Origin of the sequence: Brachybacterium tyrofermentans (assembly GCF_039526165.1) — a bacterium.
Classification (GTDB): Bacteria; Actinomycetota; Actinomycetes; order Actinomycetales; family Dermabacteraceae; genus Brachybacterium; species Brachybacterium tyrofermentans.
In genome coordinates, this window is record NZ_BAAAIR010000046.1 from 57,075 (window position 1) to 70,473 (window position 13,399).

The 13,399-nt window shown below is 70.1% G+C and carries 17 protein-coding genes; 4 read left to right on the plus strand and 13 right to left on the minus strand.

Annotation, left to right across the window (positions count from 1 at the left end):
* Positions 1-8: 8 nt before the first annotated feature.
* From ABD093_RS14375 to ABD093_RS14385, 3 genes are read right to left on the minus strand one after another with little or no spacing between them, the layout of a single operon-like run.
* A complete protein-coding gene (locus ABD093_RS14375) occupies positions 9-1,499 on the minus strand; it encodes a pyridoxal-phosphate dependent enzyme (RefSeq protein ID WP_343925393.1) in 1,491 nt (496 codons plus the stop codon).
* Positions 1,499-1,999, minus strand: a complete 501-nt coding sequence (gene ispF, locus ABD093_RS14380) for a 2-C-methyl-D-erythritol 2,4-cyclodiphosphate synthase (protein ID WP_193117812.1) — start codon at positions 1,997-1,999, stop codon at positions 1,499-1,501. Before ispF ends, ABD093_RS14375 begins: the two co-directional genes overlap by 1 nt.
* Positions 1,999-2,298: a PTS sugar transporter subunit IIB gene (locus ABD093_RS14385; RefSeq protein ID WP_193117813.1), complete on the minus strand. Its 300-nt coding sequence runs from the start codon at positions 2,296-2,298 to the stop codon at positions 1,999-2,001. Before ABD093_RS14385 ends, ispF begins: the two co-directional genes overlap by 1 nt.
* Positions 2,299-2,448: 150 nt before the next feature.
* Between ABD093_RS14385 and ABD093_RS14390 the strand changes: the two genes are divergently transcribed.
* Both ABD093_RS14390 and ABD093_RS14395 read left to right on the plus strand, forming a co-directional pair.
* Positions 2,449-3,204, plus strand: coding sequence for an IspD/TarI family cytidylyltransferase (locus tag ABD093_RS14390; protein ID WP_193117814.1), 756 nt, complete (start codon positions 2,449-2,451; stop codon positions 3,202-3,204).
* 7 nt (positions 3,205-3,211) lie between these two features.
* A complete protein-coding gene (locus ABD093_RS14395; protein WP_226850295.1) occupies positions 3,212-3,526 on the plus strand; it encodes a hypothetical protein in 315 nt (104 codons plus the stop codon).
* Positions 3,527-3,558: 32 nt separating this feature from the next.
* On the opposite strand, the gene ABD093_RS14400 is transcribed toward ABD093_RS14395, so the two are convergent.
* Entirely contained in the window at positions 3,559-4,302 is a 744-nt protein-coding gene (locus ABD093_RS14400) for an IspD/TarI family cytidylyltransferase (protein ID WP_193117815.1), read from the minus strand.
* A gap of 14 nt (positions 4,303-4,316) precedes the next feature.
* Complete coding sequence (locus tag ABD093_RS14405) at positions 4,317-4,799, minus strand: CarD family transcriptional regulator (protein ID WP_193117816.1); 483 nt, start codon at positions 4,797-4,799, stop codon at positions 4,317-4,319.
* 300 nt (positions 4,800-5,099) lie between these two features.
* Between ABD093_RS14405 and ABD093_RS14410 the strand changes: the two genes are divergently transcribed.
* Positions 5,100-5,591, plus strand: a complete 492-nt coding sequence (locus ABD093_RS14410; protein ID WP_193117817.1) for a hypothetical protein — start codon at positions 5,100-5,102, stop codon at positions 5,589-5,591.
* A 95-nt stretch (positions 5,592-5,686) separates the two neighbouring features.
* On the opposite strand, the gene ABD093_RS14415 is transcribed toward ABD093_RS14410, so the two are convergent.
* Entirely contained in the window at positions 5,687-6,388 is a 702-nt protein-coding gene (locus ABD093_RS14415) for a response regulator transcription factor (protein ID WP_193117818.1), read from the minus strand.
* A gap of 1 nt (position 6,389) precedes the next feature.
* A complete protein-coding gene (locus ABD093_RS14420; protein ID WP_343925397.1) occupies positions 6,390-7,694 on the minus strand; it encodes a sensor histidine kinase in 1,305 nt (434 codons plus the stop codon).
* Between the two features lie 181 nt (positions 7,695-7,875).
* Here ABD093_RS14420 and phoU point away from each other — a divergent pair, with 181 nt between their 5' ends.
* Positions 7,876-8,550, plus strand: a complete 675-nt coding sequence (phoU, locus tag ABD093_RS14425) for a phosphate signaling complex protein PhoU (protein ID WP_343925399.1) — start codon at positions 7,876-7,878, stop codon at positions 8,548-8,550.
* 90 nt (positions 8,551-8,640) lie between these two features.
* On the opposite strand, the gene ABD093_RS14430 is transcribed toward phoU, so the two are convergent.
* From ABD093_RS14430 to ABD093_RS14455, 6 genes are all read right to left on the minus strand, one after another.
* Positions 8,641-9,006, minus strand: a complete 366-nt coding sequence (locus ABD093_RS14430; RefSeq protein WP_193117821.1) for a DUF4235 domain-containing protein — start codon at positions 9,004-9,006, stop codon at positions 8,641-8,643.
* A 49-nt stretch (positions 9,007-9,055) separates the two neighbouring features.
* Positions 9,056-10,099: an LCP family protein gene (locus ABD093_RS14435; protein ID WP_193117822.1), complete on the minus strand. Its 1,044-nt coding sequence runs from the start codon at positions 10,097-10,099 to the stop codon at positions 9,056-9,058.
* A 52-nt stretch (positions 10,100-10,151) separates the two neighbouring features.
* Positions 10,152-10,988 carry a tRNA (guanosine(46)-N7)-methyltransferase TrmB gene (gene trmB, locus ABD093_RS14440; RefSeq protein ID WP_193117823.1) on the minus strand — a complete coding sequence of 279 codons (837 nt, stop codon included), beginning with the start codon at positions 10,986-10,988 and terminating at the stop codon, positions 10,152-10,154.
* A gap of 7 nt (positions 10,989-10,995) precedes the next feature.
* Positions 10,996-11,421 (minus strand): Rieske (2Fe-2S) protein, encoded by a 426-nt coding sequence (locus ABD093_RS14445; RefSeq protein ID WP_193117824.1) that lies wholly within the window; start codon positions 11,419-11,421, stop codon positions 10,996-10,998.
* Between the two features lie 72 nt (positions 11,422-11,493).
* Positions 11,494-12,060, minus strand: coding sequence for a peptide deformylase (gene def, locus ABD093_RS14450; RefSeq protein ID WP_343925402.1), 567 nt, complete (start codon positions 12,058-12,060; stop codon positions 11,494-11,496).
* Positions 12,057-13,277, minus strand: a complete 1,221-nt coding sequence (locus tag ABD093_RS14455) for a YihY/virulence factor BrkB family protein (RefSeq protein WP_343925404.1) — start codon at positions 13,275-13,277, stop codon at positions 12,057-12,059. Before ABD093_RS14455 ends, def begins: the two co-directional genes overlap by 4 nt.
* Positions 13,278-13,399: the final 122 nt, after the last annotated feature.

Here is a 13,399-nt window from a genome sequence, read left to right on the forward strand (position 1 = left end):
CCGTTCGCTCAGGTGAGGTAGCGGTAGATCGGATCGCTGGGGTCGACCCGTTCGATCTCCATGTTCGAGGCGGCCATGCGGGACATGAGCGGTTCGAGGTCCGCCCGGTCGCCGATCTCGAGCCCCACCAGAGCAGGCCCCTGCTCACGGTTGTTGCGCTTGATGTAGTCGAACAGGACGATGTCGTCGTTCGGCCCCAGCACCCGGTCCAGGAATCGGCGCAGCGCTCCCGGTTCCTGCCGGAACGTGACCAGGAAGTAGTGCTTGAACCCCTCGTGCACGAGAGAGCGCTCGATGACCTCGTGATACCGGGAGACATCGTTGTTGCCGCCGGAGATCACCACGATGATGTCGCCGGTCCCGGAACCGTCGGACGAGTCGCCCGCTGCCGGGGAGACCTGCTCCCGAGGGTCGCGGTCCAGGGAGTCCTGCTCCCGGGGTTCGAGGTTCGGGGAGTCCGGGCCCGCGGGTCCCTCATCGAGGGCCCGACGTGCAGAGTCCTGGTCGGCAACGGCGCGGGCTGCGGCGGCCTGGTCCGCAGAGTCCTGGTCCCGGTACCCGAGATGCTCGATCGCCCCGGTGGCGACGGACGTCGCGGCCAGCGCCCCCGCCGGCTCGGCGATGATCCCGTCGACCTGGTAGAGCGAGAGCATCTCCGTGCACACGGCACCTTCGTCGACGCCCACCAGCTCCGGCTCGATCGCCGTGACCACGCGCAGCGGCTCCGCGCCGACCCGGCGCACGGCGGCGCCGTCCACGAAGCGATCCATCTCCTGCAGCGTCACCGGGTGCCCGACGCGGATGGCCGCGGCCATGGAGGCGGCGCCGGCGGGCTCGACCCCGACGATCCGCACCGACGGAAGGCGCTCCCGCAGCCAGGCGCCGCAGCCGCCGATCAGGCCGCCGCCCCCGACCGGAAGCACCACCGTGCCGGGCTCGCGGCCGTGCTCGCTGCGCAGCTGGTCCACAGCTTCCAGCGCCACGGTGCCCTGGCCAGCCATGATCAGGGGGTGATCGAAGGGCGGCACCAGAGTGGCCCCGGTGCGCTCTGCATCCTCGGTGGCCGCTTCCGCCGCATCGTCGAAGGTGTCCCCGACGAGGATCAGGTGCACGAGGTCTCCGCCGATCGCGGTGATCCGCTCGCGCTTCTGGCGCGGAGTGGTGCTCGGCACATAGATGCGACCCTGGATCCCGAGGGCCCGGCAGGCCTGGGCCACACCCTGGGCATGGTTGCCGGCGCTCGCTGCGACCACGCCGGCCTCCCTCGACAGCGGGTCGAGGGAGTCGAGGAAGAGATGGGCGCCGCGCAGCTTGTAGGAGCGCACCGACTGCAGATCCTCGCGCTTGAGCCAGACCGGGACCCCGGCCCGTGCGCTCAGCCGTTCGCTGTACTCCAGCGGGGTGCGTCGGAGCACGGGAGCGAGGCGCTCGGCGGCGGCCTCCACCTCCTGGGCGGTCACGGGCAGATCAGGCAGGGATCCGGTCCGGGGCATCGTCATCACTCCTCCTCGGCGACGATCAGAGCGGTCGCCATCGCGGCGACTCCTTCACCGCGCCCGGTCAGGCCGAGAGCATCCGTCGTGCTGCCGGAGACCGATACGGGGGCTCCGACGGCCGCGGACATCGCGGCGCAGGCCTCCTCGCGGCGGGCGGACAGCCGGGGACGGTTGCCGATCACCTGGACCGAGATGTTGCCGATGGTGAACCCGGCCTCGCGGACGGACCGTGCGGCGTCCTCGAGGAGCCTCGCCCCGGAGGCTCCGGCCCACTCCGGGCGGTCGACCCCGAAGTGCGTGCCGAGGTCACCGAGGCCCGCGGCCGAGAACAGGGCATCGCAGGCCGCATGGCAGGCGACGTCCGCATCGGAATGCCCGGCCAGGCCGCGCTCTCCCTCCCAGCGCAGGCCCGCGATCCAGAGCTCACGCGGGGCGTCCTCGGCGGCGAAGGCGTGGACATCCACTCCGAGCCCGACGCGCGGCAGCCCGGATCGAGCGGTCATCAGGCCGTGCCCTGCTCGTCGATCCGTGCCAGCAGACGATCGATGTCGTCGTAGGTCACCTGGGGGTTGGTTCCCAGCAGCAGGGGCATCCCGGAGGCCTGGGGGATGCCGAGGGCGGCCGGGAGGTCGACGGTGCTGACGACGAGGTCGGCGTGGAAATCACGGGAGAGCAGGTCCATCACGGTGGCCTGCACGACATGGGCTTCGCGGTTGAGGGAGGCGAGGTGATCGCGCACCTGTTCCGCGACCAGTGCGGAGGTCGCGATCCCCGCGCCGCACACGATGGCGATGGTCAGCATTCGGACTCCTGGAAGGTCGATGGTGGGAGGCGGTCACCGGCTCCGGGACGGACAGGAGCATAGGAGCGTGAGCGCACTCGGCAACAGTCGATTCTGTCACGAGTGGGCAGGGCGGCGCACGGGGGACTCCCAGACGTCTACGATGCCTGCGTGACCCAGACCCGTCGACTCCGTGCTTCCCGCCGCCGTGGCCGCGCCGCAGGTGTGGTGCTGGCCGGCGGATCGGGGACCCGTGTGGGGGCCGGGATCAACAAGGCCTTCCTGCCTCTGGCAGGTCGCAGCATCGCCAGCTGGGGGATCAACACCCTCGGCACGGTCGAAGGGGTGGGCATCCTGGTCTTCGTCGTGCGCCCCGACGATCTCGAGCATGCGCGTTTCCTCGCCGGGCGTGAGACCGATCTCCCCCTCGAGATCATCACCGGCGGCGACACCCGGCAGGAGTCGGAGCTGCTGGCCCTGCGGCACCTGGCCGATCGTATCGACGCCGGGGTGATCGACACCGTGCTCATCCACGACGCCGCGCGCCCCCTGGTCTCCCACGGCCTGGCGGCCGCCGTGCTGCACGCCGCCCGCGAGACCGGGGGAGCGGTCCCGGGGATCCCGGCCACGGAGATCGCCCCGGTCGCGGAGTCGGGCGAGCTGGCCGCCAGCGGAGCACGCACGCTGGACACGCTGGTCAGGGTGCAGACCCCGCAGGGGTTCGACGCCGCGACCATCCTGGACGCCTACGAGGCCGCGGCCCGCGACGGATTCGTCGGCACCGACACCGCCTCGTGCGCCGAGGAGTACACGAGGATCCCGGTGACCTGGGTGCGCGGCGAGGAGACCAACTTCAAGATCACCTATGCACAGGATCTGCTCCTGGCCCAGGACGTGGTGACCGCGCTAGGTTTGAGGACAGGGTGAGGAGGACATGATGGCTGTCGAGGAGAGCTTCCTGCGGTGCACCGCCTGTGATCAGGAGGCGGAGCACGTGGTCGTGTATGCGGGGCGCTTCGTCTCGGAGATCCAGTGCACGGGCTGTGGCGCGGTGACCCGTCTGGACGTCTCCGATGAGTACCTCCCGGATCTCCGCCAGCGGATCTCCAGCAAGCCCGGTCGGCTGATGCGCAGATTCCGACGGGACCCCGGCGAGCTCGCCACCAGCCTTCCGCAGCGGACGCTGTCGAAGCCCCTGCGGATGGTCGAGGAGTTCCGGACGGTCTGGCGCAGCCGTCGCGAGGACTGAGGCGAGGGAGTTCGGGGCTCGGGTCCGGCGGGTCAGGCCCGGCGGGCCAGGCCGTAACGGTGCGAGGTGTCCCGGGCCAGCCCGAGAGAGATCTGCGCCTGCCAGAGGCTGAGTCGATCCACCACGGCGAAACCCGCATGTGATCCGTGCACCGTGCGCACGGCGGCCCCGTTCTCGAGCGCCGCCAGGATCTCGTCGAAATGCCCAGAACTACCGTGGGCAGTGTCGCGGAGCGGCCTGGCCAGGGCGTCCTGGAGGATCTCGCGTCGCAGGAGCCGGGGGCTCTGCATGCCGACCACGGTGGAGCGATCGATGTTGCGCAGTCCGTCCGGGCGGGCATCCTTCACGGAGTCGGTCATCGCGACGACCGGGAGCACGGCATCGGTCTCCGCCTCGAGTGCGGAGAGGACTTCGGAGATGGTGGAGGCCGGGGTGAGGGCGCGCTCGGCGTCGTGGAGGAGCAGGAGCTCATCGTCCGTCGCGCCCAGGGCGGCCGTCAGCGCCTCGCGGCGATCCGCCGAGCTGCCGATCACCTGACACCGATCGCCCAGGACGGTGCGCAGCGTGGCGACCGCATCGTGGGGGGCGACGACGACCGCGCTCGGCAGGCCGACCTCGTCCAGGGTGCCGAGCAGGCGCTCGATGAGTCGCGAACCGCCGAGCGTCTCCAGGCACGGGAGGGTGGTCCCGTGGGAGACGCCCGGCGCGGGCGGCGCAAGGGCGAGGACGACCGGTCGCACGGAGGCGACGGTCGGTCGAGCCGAGGAAGCGGTCATGTCTCGTCCGTGCGTCAGGACGCGAGGACCTCGTCGAGGATCGACTCGGCGTTGACCTCGTCGGTCTTCTCCGCGAGCGCGAGCTCGGAGACCAGGATCTGGCGCGCCTTCGCGAGCATGCGCTTCTCCCCGGCCGAGAGGCCGCGGTCCTGGTCCCGTCGCCAGAGGTCGCGGACGACCTCGGCGACCTTCTTGACGTCACCGGAGGCGAGCTTCTCGACGTTGGCCTTGTAGCGGCGCGACCAGTTGGTGGGCTCTTCGGTGTAGGGCAGGCGCAGCACCTCGAAGACCTCCTCGAGGCCCTCCTTGTCCACCACGTCCCGCACGCCGACGAGGTCGACGTTGTCGGCGGGGACCTCGATGGTCAGATCACCTTGGGCGACCTTCAGCTTGAGGTAGGTGCGGTCCTCGCCCTTGATGGTGCGGGTCTTGACCTCTTCGATGAGTGCGGCCCCATGGTGCGGGTAGACGACTGTCTCGCCGACGGCAAAATTCATGTGGTGGGTCCCCTTTCCGCCGAGCAGTCTAGCATCGCTGGGCCATGATAGGATCCGCGATCTTTTGTGAATCTGCAGTTCACGGCCGGTTCAACGGGGCACGGTAGGGGATCGGGGCGCCGCATGCGCCGCACCTGCGAGCGGACATCGCTCCTGCGTCGTGCAGGCGGTCACCGCCGTGACGCGATCGGTGCCCGCGCCCCTGCCGGGCGGACGGGATCCGTGCTCGCGGTGAGGTAACCTATCAGGGCTGTCCCAGAACTTTCCGCCGTCCTCAGCGGCATCGAACAGGAGTCCTCCGTGCGCCGTCCTCGCCGTCTTGTGCTCTCCGCAGCCGCCTTGGGCTTCGCCCTCGCCGCGTCCGGCTGCTCGGTCTTCAGCCCGGTGCAGACGCACGACTTCTACGAGGCCGCCGACGGCACCAACGCGAACCTCGAGCAGTCCGGCGCGCTCTACGCCGGCATGCGCAATTCCCTCATCGTGGTGGGCGCGGACGGATCCGCAACCTTCTACGGGACGGCCGTGAACTACTCCGACGAGACGATCTCGATCGACCTCGAGGCATCCGCCGAGGAGTCCGTCGTCTTCTCGACCAGCGTCTCCGTCCCCGCGCACGAGACGGTGGCGCTCGGCCCCGACGAGGGTCAGCAGCAGGTTCCGCTCGAGCAGCTCCCGGTCGAGCCTGGCGCCCTCATCGACCTCGACGTCTCCGCCGGCGGCGAGAGCACGGCGATCACGGTCCCCGTCCTCGAAGGTTCCGTGGGGCATCTGAGCGAGTCCGCCCAGGGCTGAGAGCCCTCATCAGCACCTCACGACCAGCACGTCATGACGAACGCCCCGCAGCCAGGCTGCGGGGCGTTCGTCGTCGTGCGGCGATCATCGGCAGATCAGCTGCCGGAACCGCCCGTGGACTCGAACTTGTAGCCGAGGCCGCGCACGGTGACCAGCTGTACGGGGTTCTTCGGGTCGTCCTCGATCTTGGCGCGCAGGCGCTTGACGTGGACGTCGAGCGTCTTGGTGTCGCCCACATAGTTCGCCCCCCACACCCGATCGATGAGCTGGCCGCGCGTGAGCACACGGTCGACGTTGCGCAGCAGGATCTCCAGCAGCTCGAACTCCTTGAGCGGGAGGGCGACGTCCTGGCCGCGGACCTGCACGACATGGCGCTCCACATCCATCATGAGATGGCCGGCCTGCAGGGTCGCGTCCTCGTCGGCCTCCGCCGATTCCTGCCCACGACGGAGCACCGCCTTGATCCGGGCGAGCAGCTCGCGGGAGGAGTAGGGCTTGGTGACGTAGTCGTCGGCACCCAGCTCGAGGCCCAGCACCTTGTCGAACTCGTCGTCCTTCGCGGTGAGCATGATGACCGGCACGCTCGAGGTGCGACGGATCTCCCGGCACACCTCGGTGCCGCTCATCCCGGGCAGCATGAGATCCAGGAGCACCAGGTCCGCGCCATGGGTGGCGAAGATCCGCAGACCGTCCGTGCCGTTGTCCGCTACGGCGATCTCGTAGCCCTCCTTGCGGAGCGAGTAGGACAGCGGATCGGAGAACGACTCCTCGTCCTCCACGATCAGGATGCGCGTCATATCAGGTTCCCTTTCCCGACCGGTGGTCGTTCGCCACGGTCCGTGAGATCGTTCCGGGCCCGGTGGGCCCTGCAGTGCCGGCGGCCGACGAGATGCGGCCCGGCCCGGCGGATGTCGTCGAGCCCGTGCGCTCCGGGGCATGGGGCGCCGGTGCGGAGATCGTCTCGGTCTCGCCCATCTCCGGCAGGCGGAGCGTGAAGGTGGACCCCTGTCCCCGCATCGACCAGGCCGTGACCTCGCCGCCGTGATCGGTGGCGATGTGCTTCACGATCGCGAGCCCCAGGCCGGAGCCGCCGGTGCTGCGCGATCTCGCCCGGTCCACGCGGAAGAACCGCTCGAAGACACGCTCCAGGTTCTCCTTCGAGATCCCGATGCCCTGGTCCTTCACGGACATCTCGATCATGCCACCGTCACGCCGCACCGAGACGCCGATACGGGTCTTCGGGTCGGAATAGGAGATCGCGTTGGAGATCAGGTTCGACAGCGCCGTGGTCAGCATCGAGGACGATCCGAAGACCTGCAGCCCGGTCGACCCGCCCACGGCGACCTCGATCTCCGAGCCGAGCGCGACATTGCGGTTCAGGGCCACGGCGTCGTCGACGACGTCGTCGATCTCCACCGGCTCGGCGTCGGGCAGCGAGGAGTTCCCCTGCACCCGGGAGAGCTCGATGATCTCCTTGACCAGATGCGAGAGCCGCCGGGACTCGCTCTGCATGCGTCCCGCGAAGCGGCGCACCGCGTCGGGATCCTCGGCCGCATCCTCCATGGTCTCGGACAGCAGGGTGATCGCCCCGACCGGGGTCTTGAGCTCGTGGGACACGTTGGCGACGAAGTCCCGCCGGGTCTCCTCGACCCGTACCGCGCGGGTGAGGTCATCGGCCAGGAGGAGGGCGCCGTGCTCGCCGAGGGCGCCGATGCGCACGTCGATCACGGCATCGGTGTCGGAGACGGCCTGGCTCGAGCGCCGCAGGGTCAGCCGTTCGTCGCGGAAGCCGCCGTTGCGGCCGACGTCCGCCGCGAGATCCATGAGCTCGGTGTTCGCCAGGCGCGGGTAGTCGCCCTCGGCGGCCCGCACGATGCCGTAGGAGTAGGCGAGAGGGGAGGCGCGCAGCACGTCACCGCTCGCGTCGAGCACCACGTACGCCGACGACAGGATCGCCAGCACCTCGGCGGTCGCCTCGGGGACGCCCTGCTGCGTCGCCACGGGCGCGGCCGTGCGGCGACGGTCGGACCGCAGGAACGCGAGCGTCGCGGCGCATCCGATCACGAGTCCGATCGCGCCGGCGAGCAGGAGGAGGGCAGTCATGGGCACAGGGACAGCCTAGGCCTCCGGGGTCGCCGGTCCGGCCCGCCGCCAGGGGATGGAGCATCTCGGCAGGCAGGAGTTCATGGGGGTGTCGCCGGAAGTTCACCGTCCGGCGGGCGCAGTTCATCCGGGATTGCGATACTCGAGGAGAACACCCCCGTCGGATTGAGGAGCACCACCCATGCGCGAGGCGTATCAGAGCGACCTTCGGCATATCGTCGACGACCTGCTCGACATGGCCGATCTTGTCGGGACCGCACTGGAGGCCGCGACGACCTCGCTCCTCGAGGGCGATCTCGGCCTTGCGGAGCGTGTCATCGCCGCGGACACGCACATCGACGAGCGGCAGGTCGAGCTCGACACCAAGGCCGTCGAGCTGCTCGCCCGCCAGGCCCCGGTCGCCGGCGACCTGCGACTGCTCGTCGCGGCCCTGCGCATGAGCTCCTCGCTCGAGCGCATGGGTGACCTGTGCGCCCATGTGGCGCTGGTGGCCCGCCGCACCCATCCGGAGCTCGCCGTCCCCGCGCGGCATCGCGAGCAGATCGCGCGGATGTCCGAGCTGGGCGGGGCCGCGCTGCGGGAGGCCGCCCAGGTCATCGCCGATCGCGATCTCGCCCTGGCCGCCCAGGTGGAGAAGGACGACGAGGAGCTCGACGACCTGATGCTCGAGGTCTCCCGCGAGATCTCCCGCGGAGAGGGCTACACCAACGGCCAGGTCGTGGACCTCACCCTGCTGATCCGCTTCTACGAGCGGATCGGCGACCACGCCGTGTCCCTCGTGCGCCGGGTCGGCTTCCTGGTCACCGGCGACTCGCTCGACACGCTCAACGAGCGCGTCGACGTCAGCGAGTTCTGAGCACGCTCCCGCCGTACCGGCGCATGCAGTAGGCCTCTCGCGGAACTCCGCGAGAGGCCTACTGCATGCGCTGCGTGTGCTGGGGGCGGATCAGCCGCGGTTGCTGCGCGGTCGGCGCGAGACGACGCGCTCGGCCCCCGTCTGGGCTCCGCGCTTGGCCATCATCTTCAGGCCCTGCAGGAGCACGCCGGAGACCGTGGCCCACAGCAGCATCTTCCAGATCGGCTGGTCGTCGGCGGGGTCCTTGATCGCGTCGATCTCCGCCTTCGACTGCCCCTCCTTCTTGGCCTGCTTGCGACGCTTCTGGGCGTCCTTCTGCGCGGCCTTGGTCGCCTTGACGGTCGGGGCGTCCTCGCCGAACACGGCGCCCCAGCCGGCGGCGGCAGCCTTGTTGCCGATGATGGAGGCGACGATTCCGGCGATCGGCACGACGATCTTGACGAGTGGATTGGCCACGAGGTTCCTCCAGGCAGTGGGTGATGCGGCGGACTGGGTGGGACCCGGGTCAGTAGGCCCCTGCGTACTGAGCGTAATAGGTTCCCATGCCATCCGTGCGCAGGGCGTCGCGCAGGATGTCCATCCCCTCCTCGTCGGTGCCCACGACGCTCGCGCCACCGCTGGTGGTGGTCGGCCCGGAATGGGGGACCGAGAGGTAGTAGATGTCGCTGTTTCGCACCGAGCGCATCGAGAGCCCGAGCTGGACCATCGCAGTACCGCTGAGGCCTTCGTCGGTGGTGAGGTAGGGGGAGATCGACTCGACCGTGCTGGCGAGCTTCCCCGGGTCGCTGAGGGTGTCCGCGCTGATCAGCTTGGCCGCGATCCCGCCCAGCACGGCCTGCTGGTTCCGGTTGCGCTGGAAGTCGCCGTCGGAGAACTGCTTGCGCTCGCGCACGAAGGTCAGCGCCTCCTCGCCGTTCAGGGTCTGGACGCCTTTGGTGAACTGGTGGCCGCCGGCCTCGAAGTCCTGGGGGATCTTCACGTCGATCCCACCGAGAGTGTCGACCAGTCCCTGGATGCCTTCGAAGTCGATGAGGGCCACATGGTCGATGGGGACGCCGACGTAGTTCTCGACCGTCGTCACCGCGAGGCCCACCCCGCCGAAGGCGAGGGCGGCATTGATGCGGTCCTTGCCGTGGCCGGGGATCTCGACGTAGAGGTCGCGCGGGAAGGAGGTGACGTAGACCTCCTTGTTGTCATCGGAGACGTGGACCAGCATCATCACGTCCGAGCGCTGACCGCTGACGCCCTGCGACTTCGCGTCCTCGGCAGATCGCTTGTCCGAGCCGAGCAGCAGGAAGTTGCGGCCCGCTCCGGCCTCGGGGCGCTCGCCGTCGGAGGCGCCGCGGGTGATCTGCACGACCGTGCGCTTCTCGTAGGAGTCGTTGATCCCGCGCAGGTAGTTCGCGACCACAAGGCCGACGCCGAGCACCAGGACGGCGACGAGTCCGAGAGCGATCAGGGCCATGCGGCGCCCGCGCCGCTGGCTGGGGTCAGGCTGGTCGTCATCCTCCCAGTCGGAGGGCAGTTCGACGTCGTCCGGGGCATTCATACGAGCTCGCTCTCAAACAGGCGTCACGGGTCGCGACGGAGGTCCTGAGGGTCTAGGCGGGGGCATCGCCCGACTGCCGAGGCACCCTGACGTACGCGAGATCCCATACTAAGCGTCCGGCGGCCCGTCCCTTGTTCTCGAAGCTGGTCTTCACACGACCCTCGAATCGAGGTGCCCATCCTGTGCGCGCCATGCTCTCGGAGATGGCGTCGCTGCTCTCCTCCCCGGGCCGGGCGCCCTCGGGATGGAGGTTCTCGAGCTCGGGGCGGGCATCGAGGTGGCGACGCATGTGATGGGCGTACTGCGCCCAGTCGGTGGCCAGGCGGAATGCGGCGCCGTCGGCGAGCAGCGGGAGCACGGCGTCCAGGAACGGCGGGTTGATGAGGCGGCGCTTGTGGTGGCGGGCCTTGGGCCACGGATCGGCGAAATAGACCCAGAGCTCCTGGATCGAGGCCTCGGACAGCAGCACGGGGAGGCTGCGCTGCGCATCGAGCGGCAGGAGGCGGAGGTTCCGGGGGCGCCCCGCTCGGTCGATCCGGTTCAGGGTCTGGGCGAGGCCGGGGCGGTACACCTCGACCGCGAGGAAATCGCGGTCCGGATCCGCGGTGGCGGCGGCGACGATGTTCTCGCCCAGGCCGCTGCCCACCTCGACGACGAGCTCGGCGCGCCGGCCGAAGACCTCAAGGAGATCGAGGGTCGCATCGGGACCCGGCACGGTGTCACGATCGCCGCGGGAGGGGTCCAGGACGTACTCGTCCGAGAGACGGTCCCAGGCGCTCTGCCTGCTCGCGGTCAAGCGCTCACCCCGACGGACGAAGGAGACGATCTCGCGCGGGGACTTCTCCTCCGGATCGGTCGTCTCCTCCGGATCGGTCTGCTCAGCGGTCATGGCGCGCTCAGCCGTCACGACGGACGAGGCCGCCCTCGACGACCACGGACACCTCGGGCAGCTGCCGGGTCGCCGGGCCCACCAGGACCTCACCGGTGGCCGCATCGAACTTGGAGCCGTGGCACGGGCAGTCGAGCTCGGCCTCCTTCTGGGCGAGGGCGCAGCCGTTGTGGGTGCAGTACCCCGAGTAGGCGGCGAGATCGTCGCCTGCTCCCCGGACCAGCAGCACGAAGGGCTGCTCGCCCCCGAAGTTCACCAGTGTGCTCGCGTTCTCCGGCACGTCGTCCAGGGAGATCGAGCCGTCGTCGGCCCGCACCGGAGCCGCCGTGCCGAAGCCTTCGTCCTGGGGACCGCAGGCGGCGAGGCCGCCGAGCGCGGCGGCCGAGGCAGGGAGCAGGAGGGCATGACGGCGGGAGAGGCACGGGCGTTCCATGCCGCCAGGATAGCCAGCGTTGCTGGGCGCGGGCGAGGCGAGGGGCGCCGCTGTGACGCGCCGGACCGCGGATCAGACGTCGGCGGCCTCGAGGTCCCGGGGATCCCAGGTGAGGATCCCCTGGGCGCGCCAGCCGCGGTCGGTCACCGCATCGAGCGCCTCGCGCCGGCGCGCGGGGGAGAGGCGGTCGAGGTACAGGGACCCGTCGAGATGGTCGACCTCGTGCTGCAGGGCGCGGGCCAGCACTCCGCCCTCGTCCTCGACGACGATCTGCTCGCCCTCGAGGTCGATGCCCGTGACGCGGGCACCGCGGTGGCGGGCGGTGGGGAATCCTTCGCCGGGCACCGAGAGGCAGCCTTCGATGGTCTCTTCGTCGAGCTCGATCCCGCCGAAGCGCTCGAGCCGCGGATTGATGACCACACCGCGCTGCACGGTGCCGGCGGAGTCGGCGCAGGAGTAGATGAACAGGCGCCAGCGCGAGCCGACCTGCGGGGCGGCGAGCCCCGCACCGTCGGCGGCATCGTTCGTCTCGAACATGTCCGCGACCAGGGTGCGGATGTCGGAGGTGACCTCACGGACCCGGCGGGTGCGCTGCTCGAGGGCGCGGTGGCCGACGATCGTGATCGGGCGGACGCTCATGTGGTGGGGTCTCCTGGCTGCGGCGGGTCGGTGCGGTCGTGAGGGTCGGAGGGGTTCTCGTCCGGGTCCGGCGGTTCAACGGGACCGGTGTGGTCGTCGGGGTCGGAGCGGGTGACGACGCTGTACTTCGTCGGCGGATTGACCGCGAGCAGGTTGCCGGCACCGACGATCCACGGTCCCCGCTCTCGGCGCAGCGGCTCCCCGGACCGCGCGGAGTCGGCTACTGCGCGCCCGATCTGCTCGGCCTCGACGGCATCGCCGGCCAGGAAGTCGAGCGTATGGGTGGCATGGGGGGCCAGCACGATGCTGTCCCAGGCGTCGAGGCCGCTCGCGATCTGCCGCGCGCGCAGGAACTCCGCGTCCAGGGCGGCGCCGGAGACGACCACGATGTTGGCCAGCCACAGCAGCACCAGGATCGCGATCAGCCCGTTCAGCACGGTGAGCACCTCGGCGAAGCGTGTCGCGTACACCATCAGTCGGCCCGCGAGGAGGGCGGCGCCGAAGAGCACCAGCACGGAGACCGTCGAGCCGAGGGTCATCAGCCGGTAGCGGGGCAGGCGCACGTTGGGGAACGAGTAGTAGGCCAGGGACACCCCGATGATCAGGATGACCAGGAGTATCGGCCACTTCGCGAGGTTCCAGGCGACGAAGGCGATGCGGGGGATGCCGATGAACTCACCGATGCGCTGGGACGCCTCGCCGCCCACGACGATCATGCCGATCGCGAGCAGCACCACGGCCACGATCAGCACGGTCTCGCCGAAGACGATGGTGCGGAACCACAGGAAGGGCCGGCCCTCGCGGGTGTCGTAGACACGGTGCAGGGCCCGGTGGAAGGCGGCGACCCCGTTGGAGGCGGAGACCAGCGAGCCGAGTGTGCCCAGCGCCAGTCCCAGCAGCCCGCCGCTGGTCGAGGAGACCGCGCGGATCGCGGTGAGGAAGGGCCGGGGATCCAGCGTCGGGAAGATCTCGGCGGTCATCGACGTGAACGCCTTGAGGGTGGCGGCCTCGATCCCGATCAGGGACAGCATGGAGACGGCCGCGACCGCGCCCGGGAACACCGAGAGCAGGAGATAGAACGTCATGGTGCCCGCGACGTCCCAGACCTGGATGTCCAGCAGGCGCATCCGCACCCGGTTCAGGACATGCAGGACGCTCAGCCGTGGTCGGGCGTACTCGACCACCGGCTTCGGCCGACGGGGGCGGGATGCGGACACCGTGTTCTCGTGCTCCGAGGGAGGGGACAGGGGGAGACGCCCAGAAGGGCGCGGCTGGAGCCTATGTCACCGGAGCCTGCCCGGCCGCCTCGGGCGCTCCGACCCGTCGTCCGCCGTCCTCG

Coding starts and splice junctions, on each gene's coding strand:
- ABD093_RS14375 (WP_343925393.1), bottom strand. CDS start 1,499: ATGACGATGCCCCGGACCGGATCCCTGCCTGATCTGCCCGTGACCGCC.
- ispF (WP_193117812.1), bottom strand. CDS start 1,999: ATGACCGCTCGATCCGGGCTGCCGCGCGTCGGGCTCGGAGTGGATGTC.
- ABD093_RS14385 (WP_193117813.1), bottom strand. CDS start 2,298: ATGCTGACCATCGCCATCGTGTGCGGCGCGGGGATCGCGACCTCCGCA.
- ABD093_RS14395 (WP_226850295.1), top strand. CDS start 3,212: ATGATGGCTGTCGAGGAGAGCTTCCTGCGGTGCACCGCCTGTGATCAG.
- ABD093_RS14400 (WP_193117815.1), bottom strand. CDS start 4,302: ATGACCGCTTCCTCGGCTCGACCGACCGTCGCCTCCGTGCGACCGGTC.
- ABD093_RS14405 (WP_193117816.1), bottom strand. CDS start 4,799: ATGAATTTTGCCGTCGGCGAGACAGTCGTCTACCCGCACCATGGGGCC.
- ABD093_RS14415 (WP_193117818.1), bottom strand. CDS start 6,388: ATGACGCGCATCCTGATCGTGGAGGACGAGGAGTCGTTCTCCGATCCG.
- ABD093_RS14420 (WP_343925397.1), bottom strand. CDS start 7,694: ATGACTGCCCTCCTCCTGCTCGCCGGCGCGATCGGACTCGTGATCGGA.
- phoU (WP_343925399.1), top strand. CDS start 7,876: ATGCGCGAGGCGTATCAGAGCGACCTTCGGCATATCGTCGACGACCTG.
- ABD093_RS14435 (WP_193117822.1), bottom strand. CDS start 10,099: ATGAATGCCCCGGACGACGTCGAACTGCCCTCCGACTGGGAGGATGAC.
- trmB (WP_193117823.1), bottom strand. CDS start 10,988: ATGACCGCTGAGCAGACCGATCCGGAGGAGACGACCGATCCGGAGGAG.
- ABD093_RS14445 (WP_193117824.1), bottom strand. CDS start 11,421: ATGGAACGCCCGTGCCTCTCCCGCCGTCATGCCCTCCTGCTCCCTGCC.
- def (WP_343925402.1), bottom strand. CDS start 12,060: ATGAGCGTCCGCCCGATCACGATCGTCGGCCACCGCGCCCTCGAGCAG.